At 69.6% G+C, this 17311-nt stretch carries 12 protein-coding genes; 6 read left to right on the plus strand and 6 right to left on the minus strand.

Going from position 1 to position 17311, the window contains the following annotated elements:
• Positions 1-142 precede the first annotated feature (142 nt).
• Both HKD39_RS20375 and HKD39_RS06730 read left to right on the plus strand, forming a co-directional pair.
• Positions 143-1288 (plus strand): ImmA/IrrE family metallo-endopeptidase, encoded by a 1146-nt coding sequence (locus HKD39_RS20375; protein ID WP_171199105.1) that lies wholly within the window; start codon positions 143-145, stop codon positions 1286-1288.
• Positions 1288-1773: a DUF4411 family protein gene (locus HKD39_RS06730; RefSeq protein ID WP_171199106.1), complete on the plus strand. Its 486-nt coding sequence runs from the start codon at positions 1288-1290 to the stop codon at positions 1771-1773. Before HKD39_RS20375 ends, HKD39_RS06730 begins: the two co-directional genes overlap by 1 nt.
• A gap of 101 nt (positions 1774-1874) precedes the next feature.
• On the opposite strand, the gene HKD39_RS06735 is transcribed toward HKD39_RS06730, so the two are convergent.
• Positions 1875-4427: a DUF3516 domain-containing protein gene (locus tag HKD39_RS06735; RefSeq protein WP_171199423.1), complete on the minus strand. Its 2553-nt coding sequence runs from the start codon at positions 4425-4427 to the stop codon at positions 1875-1877.
• A gap of 146 nt (positions 4428-4573) precedes the next feature.
• Positions 4574-5407 carry an LppU/SCO3897 family protein gene (locus tag HKD39_RS06740; protein WP_171199007.1) on the minus strand — a complete coding sequence of 278 codons (834 nt, stop codon included), beginning with the start codon at positions 5405-5407 and terminating at the stop codon, positions 4574-4576.
• A 253-nt stretch (positions 5408-5660) separates the two neighbouring features.
• Here HKD39_RS06740 and HKD39_RS06745 point away from each other — a divergent pair, with 253 nt between their 5' ends.
• Complete coding sequence (locus tag HKD39_RS06745) at positions 5661-7328, plus strand: DNA repair helicase XPB (protein WP_171199107.1); 1668 nt, start codon at positions 5661-5663, stop codon at positions 7326-7328.
• 91 nt (positions 7329-7419) lie between these two features.
• Here the strand turns inward: HKD39_RS06745 and HKD39_RS06750 are convergent, their stop codons facing one another.
• Complete coding sequence (locus HKD39_RS06750) at positions 7420-8451, minus strand: alcohol dehydrogenase catalytic domain-containing protein (RefSeq protein ID WP_171199108.1); 1032 nt, start codon at positions 8449-8451, stop codon at positions 7420-7422.
• 54 nt (positions 8452-8505) lie between these two features.
• Between HKD39_RS06750 and HKD39_RS06755 the strand changes: the two genes are divergently transcribed.
• Positions 8506-9924: an ABC transporter substrate-binding protein gene (locus HKD39_RS06755; RefSeq protein ID WP_171199109.1), complete on the plus strand. Its 1419-nt coding sequence runs from the start codon at positions 8506-8508 to the stop codon at positions 9922-9924.
• Here the strand turns inward: HKD39_RS06755 and HKD39_RS06760 are convergent, their stop codons facing one another.
• Positions 9925-10308, minus strand: coding sequence for a phage holin family protein (locus HKD39_RS06760; protein ID WP_171199110.1), 384 nt, complete (start codon positions 10306-10308; stop codon positions 9925-9927).
• Positions 10309-10504: 196 nt separating this feature from the next.
• Between HKD39_RS06760 and HKD39_RS06765 the strand changes: the two genes are divergently transcribed.
• Positions 10505-11470 carry a helix-turn-helix domain-containing protein gene (locus tag HKD39_RS06765; protein WP_171199111.1) on the plus strand — a complete coding sequence of 322 codons (966 nt, stop codon included), beginning with the start codon at positions 10505-10507 and terminating at the stop codon, positions 11468-11470.
• Between the two features lie 342 nt (positions 11471-11812).
• Here the strand turns inward: HKD39_RS06765 and groL are convergent, their stop codons facing one another.
• Positions 11813-13447 carry a chaperonin GroEL gene (gene groL, locus HKD39_RS06770; RefSeq protein ID WP_171199112.1) on the minus strand — a complete coding sequence of 545 codons (1635 nt, stop codon included), beginning with the start codon at positions 13445-13447 and terminating at the stop codon, positions 11813-11815.
• Positions 13448-13786: 339 nt separating this feature from the next.
• On the minus strand, positions 13787-15400 hold the full coding sequence (locus HKD39_RS18690) for a serine/threonine-protein kinase (protein WP_212754155.1): 1614 nt from the start codon (positions 15398-15400) through the stop codon (positions 13787-13789).
• 194 nt (positions 15401-15594) lie between these two features.
• Between HKD39_RS18690 and HKD39_RS06780 the strand changes: the two genes are divergently transcribed.
• Positions 15595-17301, plus strand: a complete 1707-nt coding sequence (locus tag HKD39_RS06780) for a Mur ligase family protein (RefSeq protein ID WP_171199113.1) — start codon at positions 15595-15597, stop codon at positions 17299-17301.
• The last annotated feature ends 10 nt before the right edge of the window (positions 17302-17311 follow it).

Here is a 17311-nt window from a genome sequence, read left to right on the forward strand (position 1 = left end):
ACGGTTGCCGCGGCCGGAGCTGCCGCACGAGGCCTGGGGATTACTCCGCGCGCCGCTGCCCACACGCGGGATACTGGCTGATGCAGGTATCCGGCAAGAGCGCGAACCGAGCGTGTGTTCGACGCCGAGCAGGGGAGGAATCGTGACGGTCAGGATCGACGTCTCGCCTTCCGTGCTGGACTGGGCCCTCAGTGTGACCCAAGCCGACCGGGGATCTCTCCAGCGTCGATTCGCGGTAGCCGGCTGGCAGACGGGGCAGGCACGGCCCACCCTCAATCAGCTCAGGGACTTCGCACGCGCAGCCGGAGTTCCATTCGGTTACCTGGTACTCGCGGACCCGCCGCGCTGGACGCTGCCGATAGCGGATTTCCGGGAGGGGTTCGAACAGCGGACGGTTCCCAGCGCAAACCTCATCGCGGTGGTCAGCCAGTCTCAGCGACGTCAGGAGTGGTACCGCGAATACGCGCTTGGTATTGGCATCGAGCCGCTCTCGTTCGTCGGCTCCGCTGCCGCAGCAGAACCTTTCCAAGCTGCGGCCACGATCAGAGCCGCTCTGCACTCTGACGTTTCGGAACGGTACGGGGGCTGGGACGACACCCGGAAGGTCATGCTCCGTAACTTCGAAGCGCTCGGCGGCCTCACCGTCGCCACCTCCGTCGTCGGCAACAACTCCCATCGCCGACTGGACGAGAAGGAGTTCAGGGGGTTCACCCTCGTCGATCAGGTTGCGCCGCTGGTATTTGTGAACACCAGCCAGACGGTCAACGGCCAGATCTTCACCCTCGCTCACGAGTTTGCCCACGTATGGCGAGGCATCAGCGGAATCGGTGACGAGGAGCCACGGAGCCGGCATCGGGGTGTGATCGAACGCTGGTGCAACGCCGTCGCGTCCGAGATCCTTGTTCCCAGGGCCGAATTGGAGCGTCGTTACCCTGAGGTAGAAGGACTGCCCCTGCCCGATCTGCTCGACAGGCTGGCGCACGACTTTCGTTGCGGGACCCTGGTTGTTTTGCAAGCGCTCCGCGACGCCGGACTCCGGCGATTCGAGAGCTTCGACACAACGTACGACCGCGAAAGCCAACGCTTAGCGACGCTTGCGAACGCCACCACATCGGCGGGCGGGGATTCCTACAATGTCTATCCGTTTCGCGTGGGAGAACGCCTGTCGCGCGCATTGATCTCCGATGCACTGGAAGGCCGTACCTCCATCGCTGACGCCATGCAACTCATGTCCATGAAGTCGCTCAGCACCTTCGATGAGTACGCGAAGCGGCTCGGAGCAGCCTGATGTACTTGCTCGACGCCAACGTATTCATGGAGGCGAGCAGGCTCTATTACAGCTTCGAGTTGGCACCGGGATTCTGGCGCTGGCTTGCGGATCCGTCGATGCTCGGCCGCGTCGCTTCGATTCCCGCCGTGCGAGATGAGATCACAGCCGGGAAGGGAGACCTGGTCAGCTGGGCCCGCACCCTACCGAGCTCTTTCTGGCTACCGGATTCGGCTGGCGTTGCCACTGCACTCGTCGAGTTGGCGAACTGGGCCACCGCCCCGGAGCGCGCCTACCGCCAGGAAGCGATCGACCTCTTCCTTGGCTCGGCCGACTACCAACTGATTGCTCATGCCATGGCATCCGGCGCGACGGTCGTCACCCGGGAGCAGCGCGCACCAGGCGCAAAGAGGGTCATCAAGATCCCCGATGCGTGCGATTCGCACGGCCTCGCCAGTACCGATCCGTTTACGACATTTCGCGCACTGGGCCTGCGATTGACCTGAGCATTCGACGACCGGTGGCGGTACCGACGCTGCGTGCTGCCAACCGACGCCAAGCGGACGGCACAGCGCAACGGGGCCGCTGCTGCGCGGTCCAGTCCGGGTCAGCCCACTGCGGTCGACAGCGGCCCGACATCGGTGACGGTGAGCACCACCTCGCCGGCCTCGTCGGAGGCGGCCAGGTCGACGGTGCCGGTGATGCCCCAGTCGTGGTCGCCCTCGGGATCGTCGAACACCTGGCGCACCTGCCACTGGCCCGGCGCCTTGCTGATGTGCAGCAACGCTGGGCTGCGGGCGTCCGGGCCGATGCCGAGGTTCGGCCCGTATTCGCCGGCATAGCCGTCCATGGCCGCCTGCCAGCGGGCGGCGGTCCAGCCGCCGGGCCCGGACTCCAACTCCCCCAAGGCTTCCCAGGCGCCGCGGGCGGCCAGCTCAACCCGCCGGAACAGCGCATTGCGGACCAGCACGGTGAACCCGCGCTCGTTGCCGCTGATGCCGCGGGGCGCGCTGGGTGGGCGAAGCTCGCCGTCGGAGTCCACCTGATCGGCCGGGTGGGTGAGCGCCTCCCACTCGTCCAACAAGCTGGAGTCGACGCCGCGCACCACCTCGCCGAGCCAGGCGATCAGATCGTCCAGCTCGGCACTGCGGGCGCTGGCCGGCACCATCCGCCGCAGCGTCCGGTAGGCGTCCGACAGGTACCGCAGCAGCACCCCCTCGGAACGAGCCAGCCCGTAGAACGAGATGTACTCGTTGAACGTCATCGCCCGCTCGTACAGGTCGCGCACCACCGACTTCGGCTCCGGCGCGAACTCCGACACCCACGGATGCCCGCGCCGGTAGCTGGTGAATCCCGCATCGAGCAGTTCGGCCAGGGGTTGCGGGTACTCGACGTCCTCCAGCAGCTCCATCCGCTCGTCGTACTCGATGCCATCGGCCTTCATCGCCGCCACCGCCTCACCGCGGGCGTGGAAGCGTTGCGCGGCAAGCACAACCCCAGGACTGTCCAGCACCGACTCCACCACGCTCACCACATCGAGGTGGTACGTCTCGGCATCGGCGTCGAGCAACTCCAACGCGGCCAGCGCGAACGGGGCGAGCGGTTGGTCCAGCGCAAAGTCCGGCGGCAGGTCGACCGTGAGCACGTAGCGGCGGCCGAGCTCGTCCGGCTCGTCCAGCCGGCGCACCACCCCGGCGGCGAGCAGCCCACGGCCGATCGCGATGGCCCGCAACAGGTGTCGCCGTTGCCGCTCCCGCGGCTCGTGCGAGGTCTCGATCAGCCGGCGGATGGCGGTGACGGCGTCGCCCGGCCGGCCCAGCATGCCGAGCACGACGGTGTGGGTGATGGCCAGATGCGAGGTCAGTTGCTCCGGCTGCGCGCTCACCAACCGCTCAAAGGTCTTGTCGCTCCACGAGACGAAACCCTCCGGTGGCTTGCGGCGCACCACCTTTCGGCGTTTGGCCGGGTCATCGCCGGCCTTGGCCAGCAGCCTGGCGTTCTCGATCTCGTGCTCCGGCGCCAGCACCACAACGTCGCCGGCGGTGTCGAACCCGGCGCGGCCGGCCCGGCCGGCCACCTGATGGAACTCGCGGGCGTTCAGCAGCCGGGTGCGCTGCCCGTCGTACTTGCTGAGCCCGGTCAGCAGCACCGTGCGGATCGGCACGTTGATGCCGACCCCGAGGGTGTCGGTGCCGCTGATCACCTTCAGCAGGCCGGCCTGCGCCAGTTTCTCCACCAGCCGCCGGTACTTGGGCAGCATCCCGGCATGGTGCACGCCGATGCCGTGCCTCAGCACCCGGGACAGGGTCTTGCCGAACTTGCTGCTGAACCGGAAATCGCCGATGAACTCGGCGATCTTGTCGCGCTGCGCGCGGTCGGCCACCGCGATCGAGGTGAGCGCCTGGGCCCGCTCCAGCGCCGCCTGCTGGGTGAAGTGCACCAGGTACACCGGCGCCCTGTGGGTCTGCAGCAGTTCGGTGAGGTGCTCCTGCAGCGGCTCGGTGACGTAGTTGTAGAACAACGGGATCGGCCGCTGCACTCCGGTCAGCACGGCCACCTCGCGGCCGGTTCTTTCCCGCAGATCGTCGGCGAAGAAGTCGACGTTGCCCAGCGTTGCGCTCATCAACACGAACTGGGTCTGCGGCAGTTCCAGCAGCGGCACCTGCCACGCCCAGCCGCGCTGCGGGTCGCCGTAGTAGTGGAACTCGTCCATCACCGCGACGTCGACACCGTCCGCCGGCGCGGTCACGGCCGCCGCGGTGCCGCCGGTGCGCAGCGCCACCCCGGCGAGAATCTCTGCGGTGCAACAGATCACCGGGGCATGCGGGTTCACCGACGAGTCGCCGGTGATCATCCCGACGTTCTCGGCACCGAACAAGTCGACCAGCTCGAAGAACTTCTCGCTCACCAACGCCTTGATCGGCGCGGTGTAAAAGCCCCTGCGGCCGTGCGCGAGGGCGTTGAACAGCGCCGCCACGGCGATCAGGCTCTTCCCCGAACCCGTTGGGGTGGCGGCAATCACGTGCGAGCCGGCGACGATCTCCAGCGCCGCCTCTTCCTGGTGCGGGTACAGCTCCCGCCCGGAGGCAGCGGCCCATTCGGTGAAGAGCTCGAGCACCCGGTCAGGGTCGGGCAGCGACCCTCGGCCGTCCGGCAGCAGATCGATCAGCCGGGAGCGCCCGGCCTGGCCGGCGGATTCAGCGAGTCCGGAAGAATCAGCGGGTCCGGAACAGGCGGCGCTCTCGGAGGGGGCGGCGGGTTCGGAAGATTCGGCGGTGTCGGAAGATTCAGCCGTCAAGAGCGGGGTCAGCCCTTCGCCGGGCCGTAGCAGTACAGGAAGTTGCGCTTCTTCAGCGCCTCGGCGACCGAGCCGGCCGGGCACTTGGCCTCGTCGGTGGTGCCCTCCTGCGCCAACACCACCTTCACGTCGTTGGCACCGGCCGCGGCGCAGTCGACCTTCTTGATGGCGTTGCCGTCCTCGGCCATGCAGTCGCCGGTCTTCATGTTGGGGCGCAGGCACACCCGCACCCCGCCCTCCTGTTCGATGGACGCCTCGGACGAGTCGCAGGTCACGCCCTCGCCGGTCTCGGTCACCACATATGCGGCGGCGGCGTTGTTGCAGTCCTGCTGCTTGGATTTCACGTTGTTGACGTTGCTGGCGTCCTCCACCTCGATGCAGCTCCCGACGTAGGCCTTGGTGGTGGAGGTCTGGTTGTTGCGGACGATGAAGAACACGATGCCGGCCGCCACCACCGCGACGGTGACGATGGCCGAGATGATCCGGGTCTTGCGCTGCTTGCGCGCCTGCTCGGCGGCTGCGTTGTCCGGTGCACCGGGCGTGCCGGGCTGGCCCCACTGACCCGGCTGGCCCGCCATGCCGGGCTGACCGGAGTACCCCTGCTGGTCGGTAGTCCCGTAGCCGCCGGGTTGCCCGGTCATGCCGGGCTGGCCGGACGGGTAGCCCTGCTGCCCGGGCTGCTGCGGATCACCGGGCTGCCCCGTCATGCCGGGCTGGCCGGACGGATAACCCGGCTGCTGGCCGTAGCCCGGCTGCTGGTTCCACTCGGGCTGCTGCCCCGAGCCGGGCCGGCCGACATCGCCTGGCTGCTGCGGACGGCCGTCGTTGGGTGGTGTGGTCACCGGGATCCTCGTTTCGAAGGGGTGGTTGCTCGGGATGCGGCCACCGTGGGGGGCGGCCGGCGCAGCTGATCGGCGCGATCGGACGGATAGACGGTAACCGACGCGCCGCGCGGACGAGGCCGGTTCGTTGGGCTGCCGGCACGGAATGTGCAGTGTCCGTGCCTGGTTGGACAATGGGAGATCGGCAGCCCCGGCGCTGCCAAGGCCGTTCCGCCGCGCCGGCGGAACTGCACCGAGGGAGAAGGAGCACAGGGTGAACGACGGCCCGTTGATCGTCCAGTCGGACAAGACGCTGCTGCTGGAGATCGCGCACCGTGACGCCGCGGCGGCCAGGGCGAACATCGCGCCGTTCGCCGAGTTGGAGCGCTCCCCCGAGCACGTGCACACCTACCGGATCACCCCGCTGGCGCTGTGGAACGCGCGGGCCGCGGGGCACGACGCGGAGCAGGTGGTGGACGCGCTGGTGCGCTGGTCCCGCTTCCCGGTGCCGCAGGCGCTGCTGGTCGACGTGGTCGACACCATGAGCCGCTACGGCCGGCTGGTGCTCCAGTCGAACCCGGCGCACGGCCTTGTCATGGTGACCACCGACCGCGCGGTGCTGGAAGAGGTGCTGCGCAACAAGAAGGTGGCGCCGATGCTGGGCGCCCGCATCGACGACGACACGGTGCTGGTGCACCCGTCCGAGCGCGGCCGGCTCAAGCAGACCCTGCTGAAGGTGGGCTGGCCGGCGGAGGACGAGGCCGGTTACGTCGACGGCGAGGCCCACCCGATCGAGCTGCGGCCGGAGGGTTGGGAGCTGCGCGACTACCAGGCGGACGCCGTCACCGGGTTCTGGGCCGGCGGCTCCGGAGTGGTGGTGCTGCCCTGCGGTGCCGGCAAGACGCTGGTGGGCGCCGCCGCCATGGCGCAGGCGAAGGCGACGACGCTGATCCTGGTCACCAACACCGTTGCCGGCCGGCAGTGGAAGCGGGAGCTGCTGGCCCGCACCTCCCTCACCGAGGAGGAGATCGGCGAGTACTCCGGCGAGCGCAAGGAGATCCGGCCGGTCACCATCGCCACCTACCAGGTGATGACGCGCAAGTCCGGCGGCAGCTACAAGAATCTCGACCTGTTCGACTCCCGCGACTGGGGCCTGGTGATCTACGACGAGGTGCACCTGCTGCCCGCTCCGGTGTTCCGGATGACGGCCGATCTGCAGTCCCGGCGCCGGCTCGGGTTGACGGCCACCCTGGTACGCGAGGACGGCCGCGAGGGCGACGTGTTCTCGCTGATCGGGCCCAAGCGGTACGACGCCCCGTGGAAGGACATCGAGTCGCAGGGCTGGATCGCGCCGGCCGAGTGCGTCGAGGTGCGCGTCACCCCGACCGAGTCCGAGCGGCTGTCGTACGCGCTGGCGGACCCGGAGGAGCGGTACCGGCTGGCTGCCACCGTTCGCACCAAACTGCCTGTGGTCCAAGCGATTCTGGATCGGCACCCGGACGAACCCACCCTGGTGATCGGCGCCTACCTCGAGCAGCTGGACGAGCTGGGCGAGGCTCTCGACGCGCCGGTCATCAAGGGCAACACCCGCAATGCCGAGCGGGAGCGGCTGTTCGACGCCTTCCGGGCCGGCGAGATCAAGACGCTGGTGGTGAGCAAGGTCGCCAACTTCTCCATCGACCTGCCCGAAGCCGCTGTGGCCGTGCAGGTTTCCGGCACCTTCGGGTCGCGTCAGGAAGAGGCACAGCGGCTCGGCCGGCTGCTGCGGCCCAAGGCCGACGGCAAGCAGGCGCACTTCTACTCGGTGGTCGCCCGCGACACCGTCGACACCGACTACGCCGCCCATCGGCAGCGCTTCCTGGCCGAGCAGGGCTACGCCTACCACATCGTCGACGCCGACGATCTGCTCGGCCCCGCTATCGGTGAAACCCCTGCGGGGTAACGGTTCTCACCAGCTCCCACCGCCCGCCCGACCACGATCCCGGACGGCCCGCAGCGACGGCAGCCCCCAGCTCGACGACGGCGCAGCTCGACTACGGCGTGATGACGATCTTGTGGGCGGTCTTGTCGCCGCGCAGCGCCTTAAGCGCGGCACCGTAGTCGGCAAGGGCGAACCGGTGGGTGATGAGCTGCTGGTCGCCGACACCGCCGCGCACCCGGCCGGAGCGCAGCGCAGCCAGCGCCGCGTCGAACGAGGTGATCTCGGCGAACGAGCCCTTGACGCTGATCTCCCTGCGGAAGACGTCGTAGGGATTGACCGAGAACGCGGCGTCCGGGTCGGCGACGCCGTAGATCAGCGTGGTGCCACCGGATCGCGTCACCGGCACGCACAGCCGCGCCACCGCGGCCGAGCCGGTCGCCTCCACCACCAGGTCGAACCCGTCGCCGGTCGGTGACGACCCGCGCAGCGCCTCGACATCGACGCCGCCCCGCGGGATCTCGATCACCAGATCGGCGCCCAACGCCGCGGCGGTGTCCAGCTTGAAACGGGTCGGCGCGGCCACCGCGACGTGCGCCGCCCCGCCGGTGGCGAGCAGCTGCGCCAGCAGCAGACCCGTCGGCCCTGCCCCGATCACCAGGGCGCTACTGCCGGGCCGGACGGCCGCGGTCTCAACACCGTGCACCGCACAGGAAGTCGGCTCGGTGAGCACCGCGGTGTCCGGATCCAGCCCCTCGGCGTCGAACACCTGATCCACCGGCGCTACCGCGTACTCGGCGAAGAAGCCGGGCAGGTTGGTGCCAAGGCCCGTCATGTTCGGGCACAGGATGGGCCGGCCCTCCCGGCAGAACGGACAGTGGCCGCACGCCCGGTTCGGATTGACCGTCACCTGCTGCCCGACGGTGAACTGCTCAACCCCGTCGCCCAGCGCGTCGACGACCCCGACCACCTCGTGGCCGGGCGTCATCGGGAAGGCCGCCATGAACTCGCCGGCGTCCAGGTGCAGGTCGGTGCCGCACAGCCCGGCCTGCAGCACGGTGATCAGCACCTGGCCGGGTCCCGGATCCGGTACCGGCACCTCGGCGACGGTGAACTGGTGTGGCGCGGTGTAGACGACGGCTTTCACATCGGCCTTCCGGTTGGCGGACGCCGGTGCGCCCGCGGGACATAGGTTGGTCGGGTGAGACGCCGACGGGTCGCCGCGCTGCTGGCAGCTGTACTGATGGGCGTTCCTTGGCTGTCCTCGTGCACCGACTCCACTCATGTCGACGCTACCGGCAATCGCCCCACCGGTGCCGCCAGCACCGCGCCGAGCAACGGCTCAGCCGCGCCGCCGAACACCCCAGCCACCTCCGACAGCAGCGTCGACAACACCGCCGGGACCGGCGGCAGCAACGCCAGCGCGGCGCCGGCGAGCGCGACCGGCGCGGCCACCACACCGACGGTGACCCCGGCGACCGAACCCGGAATGCTGAGCGGCCCCGGCGTCACCGGAACCAGCATCAGCCTCGGGCTGATCGCCCCGAATGCCGCCACCGACATGGGGTTTCGCGACGGGTTGCGGTTGTGGTCGGACGCGGTCAACGCTGAGGGCGGCATCTGTGAGCGCACCGTGACGGTGCGTTCGGTCTTCGGTTCGCCCGAGGTGGTCTACCGCTCCATCGGCCGCGACGTGCTCGGTCTGATCACCGTCGGTACTCCCGAGCTGACGGCGTTGATCAGCGCTGACCGGATCCCGACGCTCACCCCCGAGGGCACCAGCAGCGTGATCGCGGTCCGGACCGGGCCGGTGGTTCTCGGCGCACCGGAATCGGTGCTGGCCGTCAACACCGCGTCGTACCTGCTGCGGCGCAACGTGATCCGGTCGGGTGGCAGCCTCGGCGTGGTGGTGGACGACTCCGCAGACGGGCAGGACGCACTGGCCGGTTTGCGCTGGTGGGCGCCGAGGCACCAGGTGCAGCTGCGCGAGTACGCGCCCGGCCAGCGACCGGACGCAGGCGTGCCCGCCGTGTACGCCGCCGGCAGTGCCGACCAGGTGACGGAGTTGTTGCGGCAGACGGCGAACGGCGGACCGGCGGCGGTGACGTCGACCGCGGCGGCAGCCACTCTGGCCGGGGTGAACACCGCGGGGGGACCGGTGATCGCCACCTCGCTGGACGCGTTCCAGCTCGGCGCGCTGCCGCAGGAGCAGCTTGACCGGCTGCTGGTGGCGACCGTCACCCCGGCGGCCACCGCCGAGCATCCGGGGGCGAACGCCGTCACGGCGGCGTTCCGCGATGCGTTCGGCACCGAACGCCCGCTCGGTGCCAGGACGCTGGAAGGGTATGCCACCGGCCAGTTCTGGGGACGAACGTTGACCGCGATGTGCACCGAACAGAACCTCACCCGCTCGGCGGCAACGCGGATTCTCGCCAGCCAATCCGCTGCGTCACCGGATTCCCTCTACGGCCCAACGGATTCGGCCGCCCAGCTGAATCAGGGCCAGCCGGCCAGCCGGGTGTCGGCGGTGTCGGTGGCCGACCCAAGAGCTGCGTCCGGGCTGCGCGCGCTGACCCTGCTGGAGTCGGCGCCGGACATCGCCGCGCTGCGGATCGGCTGATCAGCCGCGGCGCTCCGGATTCAGCACCCGGTACACCAGGGCGCCGACGATGCTGATGATCAGCGAACCCCACAATGCCGGCCAGAACCCGTCCACCCCGAAACCGAGCGACAGCTTCTCGGCCACCCACGAGGCCAGCAGCAGCATCGCGGCGTTGATCACCAGCAGGAAAAGGCCAAGTGTCAGCAGCACAAGGCATCCGGTCAGGAAGGTGACCACCGGACGCACCACCGCGTTGATCACCCCGATGATCAGCGCGACCGCCAGCAGGGTGAGCACCCGCTTGGTGTCGTGCTCGCCGACCAGCGTGATGCCGGGGATCAGCCAGGTGGCCAGCGCCACCGCCAGCGCGGTGGCAACGGTGCGGGCAATGAGCTGGAGCATGGCGCCATCATGCCCGAGCCGGCTGAGCGACCCCGCACTCCGGCGGGAACGCGCCACCGGGGCACGTCGTCCGACCAGAGAGAAAGAGATCCGGCGGGTAACCACCGGACGCCAACACCAAGCGCTGCGGCAGAATCTGTACTGACAACCGCGGGGTGCGGCGGTTCGCCGAGCTGATGACGGAAGGGAGTGGCCGGTGCTGACCAGATTGGAACAGATCGAACGCATCGAGTCGCGGGGCGACCTCGCGGCGATGCTGCAGCGGCTGCGCGGCGAGTCGCCACGGGCGGGACGCGCCACCAAACTCGCCGTCGACAAACTCGCGTCCGGCACCGGCATTCCGCGGTCAACGCTGTACACCTATCTGAACGGCCAGTCGCTGCCCTCGCTTGAAGCACTCGCGGTTCTCGGCACAACGCTCGGCGCCTCACCGGCCGAGCAGAAGGCGTTGGCGCGGGCCTGGAATCGCCTCACCGGCAGCCCCGCTGCCGCCTCGCGCGACGGGAAGACGCTCACCGAACTGACGACGCCGCAGCTGGACGAGGAGACTGCGGCGCTGCTCGGCCCGGACGACAGTCTCCGCACGGTCGGCGTCTCCGAGACGTTCCTCGTCGGAGCGGACCGGATGATTCGCAGCGCCCGCGTGTTCGAGACGTACCAGGCCCAGCAGGACGGGGCGGACGGCATCTATGGGGTGGTCTGGCCCGACCCGGAGTATGTGGCAAGCAGGATCCGCTTCACCGACATCGTGAACTTCCGTTTCGAATTCATCGAGCATCCGGCGGCCGACACGATTGTGGTGTGGCGCAAGGTGTTCGGCCGCGCGCTGGCCGCCGGTGAACTCACCGCGCTGAACTACGCCGTCGATTACACCGACTCCTACCGGCAGGCCGGCGACCCCGCCGGAGCGGCCGCCCCGATCTCGTCGACCGATAACGTCGAGGGCCAGGGCCGTTCCTTCCGGCACAGCCCGACGCACTACGAGTTGATCGTGCAGTTCTCGCCGAGCGTTCGCCCGGCCAAGGTCTGGCGGGTCTATGCCAGCCAGCCCAGCGCCCCGGCGTTGACTCGAGAATTGGTTCAGCTGAACGATTTCGGTGCGGCCGAACTGGCGCTGCGCAACATGCCGGCGGGATCGCACGGGTTGGAGTGGGAATGGTGAGCGTCCAGATCCGTCCAGAATACCGGCCCGACTCGCCCGCCGCTGCCTAATCTTCGATAAGACCGCCGGGCGTTGCCGACCTGGTCGATACCGGACGAGTCGATGCGGGATGAAACGTCGAGGGGTGTTCCGGATCGAGTCGCGGTGGCGGCAACGCGCCCGGCGGCCAAGGTCGGTTGTCCTTGAGCCGCCTCCAGTGCAGCAAAACCGGCTCCCATCCCCGGTATTTGCCCACTGGAGGCAGCTCAGGTCGAAACTCCGCAGCGCAAACGACAGCGGCCCGCCACTCGCATCGCGCGAGTGGCGGGCCGCTGTCGGTGCAAAGCGGTTACCGCGGGCGGATCAGAAGTCCATGCCGCCCATGCCGCCGTCGGCGCCCGGCATGGCCGGGGCAGCCTTCTCCGGCTTGTCGGCGACAACGGCCTCGGTGGTGAGGAACAGCGCCGCGATGGACGCGGCGTTCTGCAGCGCCGAGCGGGTCACCTTGGCCGGGTCGATGATGCCGGCCTTCAGCATGTCGGTGTACTCGCCGGTCGCGGCGTTCAGACCCTCGCCGGCCGGCAGGTTCTTGACCTTGTCGGCAACGACGCCGCCCTCGAGGCCGGCGTTCACGGCGATCTGCTTGAGCGGAGCCTCAACAGCCACCTTGACGATGTTGACGCCGGTGGACTCGTCGCCGGTCTCCAGCTTCAACCCGTCGAGGGCCTTGTCGGCGGCCTGCAGCAGCCCGACGCCACCGCCGGCGACGACGCCCTCCTCCACCGCAGCCTTGGCGTTGCGGACGGCGTCCTCGATGCGGTGCTTGCGCTCCTTGAGCTCGACCTCGGTGGCGGCACCGGCCTTGATCACCGCAACACCGCCGACCAGCTTGGCCAGCCGCTCCTGCAGCTTCTCGCGGTCGTAGTCGGAGTCCGACTTCTCGATCTCGGCGCGGATCTGCTTGACCCTGCCCTCGATCTGCTCGGCGTCGCCGGCACCGTCGACGATGGTGGTCTCGTCCTTGGTGACAACCACCTTGCGGGCCTGGCCCAGCAGATCAAGGGTGGCGTTCTCCAGCTTGAGCCCGACATCTTCGCTGATCACCTGACCACCGGTGAGGATGGCGATGTCCTGCAGCATGGCCTTGCGGCGGTCGCCGAAGCCGGGGGCCTTGACGGCAACCGACTTGAAGGTGCCCTTGATCTTGTTGACGACCAGGGTGGCAAGGGCTTCGCCCTCGACGTCCTCGGCGATGATCAGCAGCGGCTTGCCGGTCTGCATGACCTTCTCCAACACCGGGACCAGATCCTTGATCGAGGAGATCTTGCCGGCGTACAGCAGGATGTACGGGTCGTCCAGCACCGCTTCCTGGCGCTCGAGGTCGGTGGCGAAGTACAGCGAGGTGTAGCCCTTGTCGAAGCGCATGCCCTCGGTGAGCTCCAGCTCGAGCCCGAAGGTGTTCGACTCCTCGACGGTGATGACGCCCTCTTTGCCGACCTTGTCCATGGCCTCGGCGATCAGCTCGCCGATGGCGGCGTCGCCGCCGGCGGAAATGGTTGCGGTGGCAGCGATTTCCTTCTTGCCGTCCACCTCTTTGGCGTCGGCCAGCAGCTGCTTGGCGACGGCCTCGGTGGCCTGCTCGATGCCGCGCTTGATGCCCATCGGGTTGGCGCCGGCCGCGACGTTGCGCAGGCCTTCCTTCACCATGGCCTGAGCCAGCACGGTCGCGGTGGTGGTGCCGTCACCGGCGACATCGTCGGTCTTCTTGGCAACTTCTTTGACGAGCTCGGCGCCGATCTTCTCGTACGGATCCTCGAGCTCGATCTCTTTGGCGATCGACACACCATCGTTGGTGATGGTGGGAGCGCCCCACTTCTTTTCCAGTACCACGTTGCGGCCGCGCGGGCCGAGCGTCACCTTGACGGCGTCGGCGAGGGTGTTCATACCCCGCTCGAGACCGCGGCGCGCGTCCTCGTCGAAAGCGATCAGCTTCGCCATGAGTAGGTCAGTCCTGTCCTGTTCTCTGGGGAATGCCGGCACCGATGCCCGCGACGGACGAAGCCGCGCCGTGACCCGTGGGGGACGGTCGCGACCTCTCACCGCACCGACTGGCACTCAGGGTCCCCGAGTGCCAATCACAGTCTGGCACTCGACCATCGCGAGTGCAAGACGAGGGAGCCGTCCGATCCCCGCTCGACGGCGGGTGTTGTCGGGCCGCACTGCGGCGGCTGTAGAGCGACACTGAACGCCCCGTTGGCGCGGCGCCGGTCAGCGGCGTTGCTCGGGCCGGCGTCGCTGGGGTCGGTGTTAGGCCGGAGTCGCCCGGGTCGGCGTTACTCAGCTCAGCGTCACGATTCCGCTGACGACGGCCGCCACCACCACGGCCGCGAGCAGCAGCCAGGGCCACAACGGTCGTCCTGAGCTCGCGCGATGCTGCGCGGTGCTCGGCGCCGGCGGTGCCGACGGGTTCGGCGCTGCCGACGGGTTCAGTGCGGCCGCCGGCAGTACCGCGGTCCGCGGGAGCGGCTGCGCATGCGGACCCGAGCGCTGGCCCGGCGCGCCGGCCGCGCCCGGTGCCGACCCCGCGGGTGCGGACGGTGCCGCTGCGTACCCGGCTGATGCGGACCCTGCCGGCCCCGGTGCCGATGGTCGGCCGCCCGGCCCCGGCCCGACGTCGCGGATGGAGGTGCCCACCTTCGGTTGCGCCGCCGCGTTTCCGGGACGCGCTGCGTTTCCGGGGCCCGCTGGGTTGCCGGGACCCGCTGTGGCGCCGGGGCTCGCTGGGGTGCCAGGACCCGCCGTGCCCCCGAAAGTTCGGCTGCCCGCGGCCGGAGCACTCGGAGCAGCGGTGGCCGGAGGCGGCACGGGCTGGGACGTCTCGGCAACCGCTGAAGGAACGGACGTGGGTGGCGCGCCCGCGAAGCGATCGGGGTGGGCCGTCCCGGGATCGGCAGCCGACCCGAACCCGGCGGGAGTCTCGGGACGGGACGAAACATCGGAAGCGCCCGGCCCATCGGCCCCGGCGGCGGCCGGCGCGGAATCGTCGTCGCTGGACCGGGACCCGCCCACCGTTGACCCGGCAACCGAGGCCCTGCCAACCCCGGACCCGCCGGCCGAGGAGGTCGGGGTCGGTTCGTCATCGGAGAAGTCGGTCAGCGCCCGGCGCACGCTGCCGAGCAGATCACCGCTGGTCTCGTAGCGCAGCGTCGGCTCGGCGGCCATGCCGCGGGCGATCACCCGGTCGACCGCCGACGGCAGGCCGGTGAGCGCGGACAGCGACGGCACCTGTCCGGACAAGTGGCCGGACACCACGTCCTTGACGGTGCCGACAAACGGGGCCCGGCCGGACAGCGTCGCGAACAGCACGCAGGTCAGCGAGTAGATGTCGGAGGCCGGCGCCACCGCCTCGCCGCGCAGGTGCTCGGGTGAGGCGTAGGTCGGTGAGCCGAGAAAGTCGCCCGACTTGGTCCGGTGGCCCGAGCTGCCGCGCATGGTGAGCCCGAAGTCCGCCAGATACACGTGTTCGCGGCCGACCGATTCGTTGCGGGTGAGCAGCACGTTCGCCGGCTTCACGTCCAGGTGCACAAGGCCACGCTCGTGCAGCATGTCGAGCGCCTCACCGGCCTGGCCGAGCACGTCGAGCGCGCGGTGCTGGGCGAGCGGCGCCGCCGCGATCTCCCTGGCCAGATCGGTGCCGTCCACCAGGCGCATGGCGATGAACAGCCACTGGCCGGCCTCGCCGAAGTCGTACAGCGGCACCACGTTGACGTGGTCAATCGCCGACGCCGCCCTCGCCTCGGCGACGAACCGCTCGCGGAATTCCTCGTCGGCCGAGAGCTTTTCGCTGATCACCTTCAACGCCACCGGACGGTCCAGCCTGGCGTCCACCGCGCGGTACACCGTGCTCATCCCGCCCTGACCGAGGACGTCGATAATCCGGTAGTGGCCCATGGTCTGGCCGGTGAGGTCGGCCGGGCCCGCCGCCGAACTCTCGGTAGCCGCAGTGTCAGTCGAGTGGTCAGCCGAGTGCGGTTCTCGGCCATCGGGTCGATCAGCTACTGACACACCCCGACCCTAATCTGCCGGGGCCGCGACCGGCGGGAGATGCGCGATAAGCGCCGCCCGGCCGCCGGTAGGGTGCGGCCATGGCCGCTGACCCCAGCCCGGCGTTCGAGGTGCGACTGCTCACCGGCGCCAATCTCTATTTCCCCCGTCCGGCGGTGAAGCTGACCCTGGACGCCGGGGCCGCGCTCGGCGCCGACGCCGGGACCGTACTGGGCTGGCAGCAACAACTGCGGGTGTACGGCGGTTCGGTCGGCCTGCCGCACTCGGCAGCCAGGGCCAAGGGCATTGCCGATCTGGCGGCGGCGCTGGTTCGGCGGGCTGCGGCGTCGGGGCTGCGCAGTCGGCTGGCCGCGGTCGGGCACGTCGGCGACGACGACACCGTCGTGGTCGCCTTTCCGGTGCGGCACGCGGACATCGGCCGGGCTTTCGGTGAGGCGGTGGCCGAGGCGTTCATCGCCATCACCTCCGGCGCTGTTTCGGTGCGGGCAGCGCTGGCAGCACTGACCGAACGCCTGGCCGGCGTCGAACCCGGTGAGCCGGTGCGGCCGCTCCGGCCGCAGCTGCCGGTGGTGGCGGTGACCGGAACCAACGGCAAGACCACCACCACCCGGCTGATCGCACACCTGGTGAAGGCCGGTGGCCGCACCCCCGGCTGGTCGTCCACCGACGGCATCGTGATCGACGGCGAGCAGGTGGAGGACGGCGACTGGTCCGGTCCCGGCGGGGCCGCCAGGGTGCTGGCCGACCCCGCGGTACAGGTGGCCGTCACCGAGACGGCGCGGGGCGGGATCTTGTTGCGCGGCTTGGGAACTGCCGGCAACGACGTCTCCGTTGTCACCAACATTTCCGCCGATCACCTTGGGCTGCTGGGGATTCACACGCTGGAGCAGCTGGCGCAGGTGAAGTCGGTGGTGGTCCAGGTGACCAAGCCGACCGGCTGGACCGTGCTAAACGCCGACGATCCGCTGGTGCTCGGCATGCGCCGGTTCACCAGGGCCCGGCCGTGGTTCTACTCGCTGGATCCGGAGAATCCGCACCTGGCCGAGGCGTTGACCGCTGGTGGCAGGGCGATCACCGTGGTTGACGGCGAAATCGTTGTGCTGCACCGGGGTTACGACCCGGTGCGCATTCTCCCGGTGACCGAGGTGCCGCTGACCCTCGCCGGGACGTCGCGGGCGAACGTGGCGAACGTGCTGGCCGCCACCGCCGCCGCCATCGCGCTGGGGGTGCGCAGGGCCGACCTGCGCGCCGGGTTGCGTTCGTTCGCCGCGGACGCCGCGCACAACAGCGGGCGGCTCAACAGCTACACCGTCGGCGACACCGTTGTGGTGCTCGATCTGGCGCACAACGAGGCATCGCTGCAGTCGCTGCTGGAGGTCGCCGCGGCGTTGCGACTGCCCGGCGGCGAACTCGCGGTGGTCGCTTCGACGGCGGGTGACCGCACCGACGAGGCCATCCATGCCATGGGAGCGATGGCCGCCGAGGCCGCCGATCGGCTGGTGGTGGCCGGTAAACACAAGTACCTGCGTGAGCGCGAACCCGGTGAGATGGAACAACTCTGGGCCGCGGGCGCCGCCGAGGCCGGCGTCTCGGCAGTGGACGCGGTGGCCAGTGAAGTGGCCGGGGTGCAGCAACTGCTGGACGCCGGTCTGCCGCCCGGATCGGCCATCGCCGTGTGCTCGCTGGAAGACCGTGAGGAAACGGTCGCCGAAATTCTGCGTCGCGGCGGCGGTGAGTTGAGCCCGGCCGGCGTCGCCGCCAGGGTGGCCGCCGGGGCGGCGGTGTGAGCCGCGTTAT

The organism is Nakamurella aerolata, assembly GCF_013002705.1.
Classification (GTDB): domain Bacteria; phylum Actinomycetota; class Actinomycetes; order Mycobacteriales; family Nakamurellaceae; genus Nakamurella; species Nakamurella aerolata.

Coding starts and splice junctions, on each gene's coding strand:
- HKD39_RS06730 (WP_171199106.1), top strand. CDS start 1,288: ATGTACTTGCTCGACGCCAACGTATTCATGGAGGCGAGCAGGCTCTAT.
- HKD39_RS06760 (WP_171199110.1), bottom strand. CDS start 10,308: ATGCTCCAGCTCATTGCCCGCACCGTTGCCACCGCGCTGGCGGTGGCG.
- groL (WP_171199112.1), bottom strand. CDS start 13,447: ATGGCGAAGCTGATCGCTTTCGACGAGGACGCGCGCCGCGGTCTCGAG.
- HKD39_RS18690 (WP_212754155.1), bottom strand. CDS start 15,400: ATGGGCCACTACCGGATTATCGACGTCCTCGGTCAGGGCGGGATGAGC.
- HKD39_RS06780 (WP_171199113.1), top strand. CDS start 15,595: ATGGCCGCTGACCCCAGCCCGGCGTTCGAGGTGCGACTGCTCACCGGC.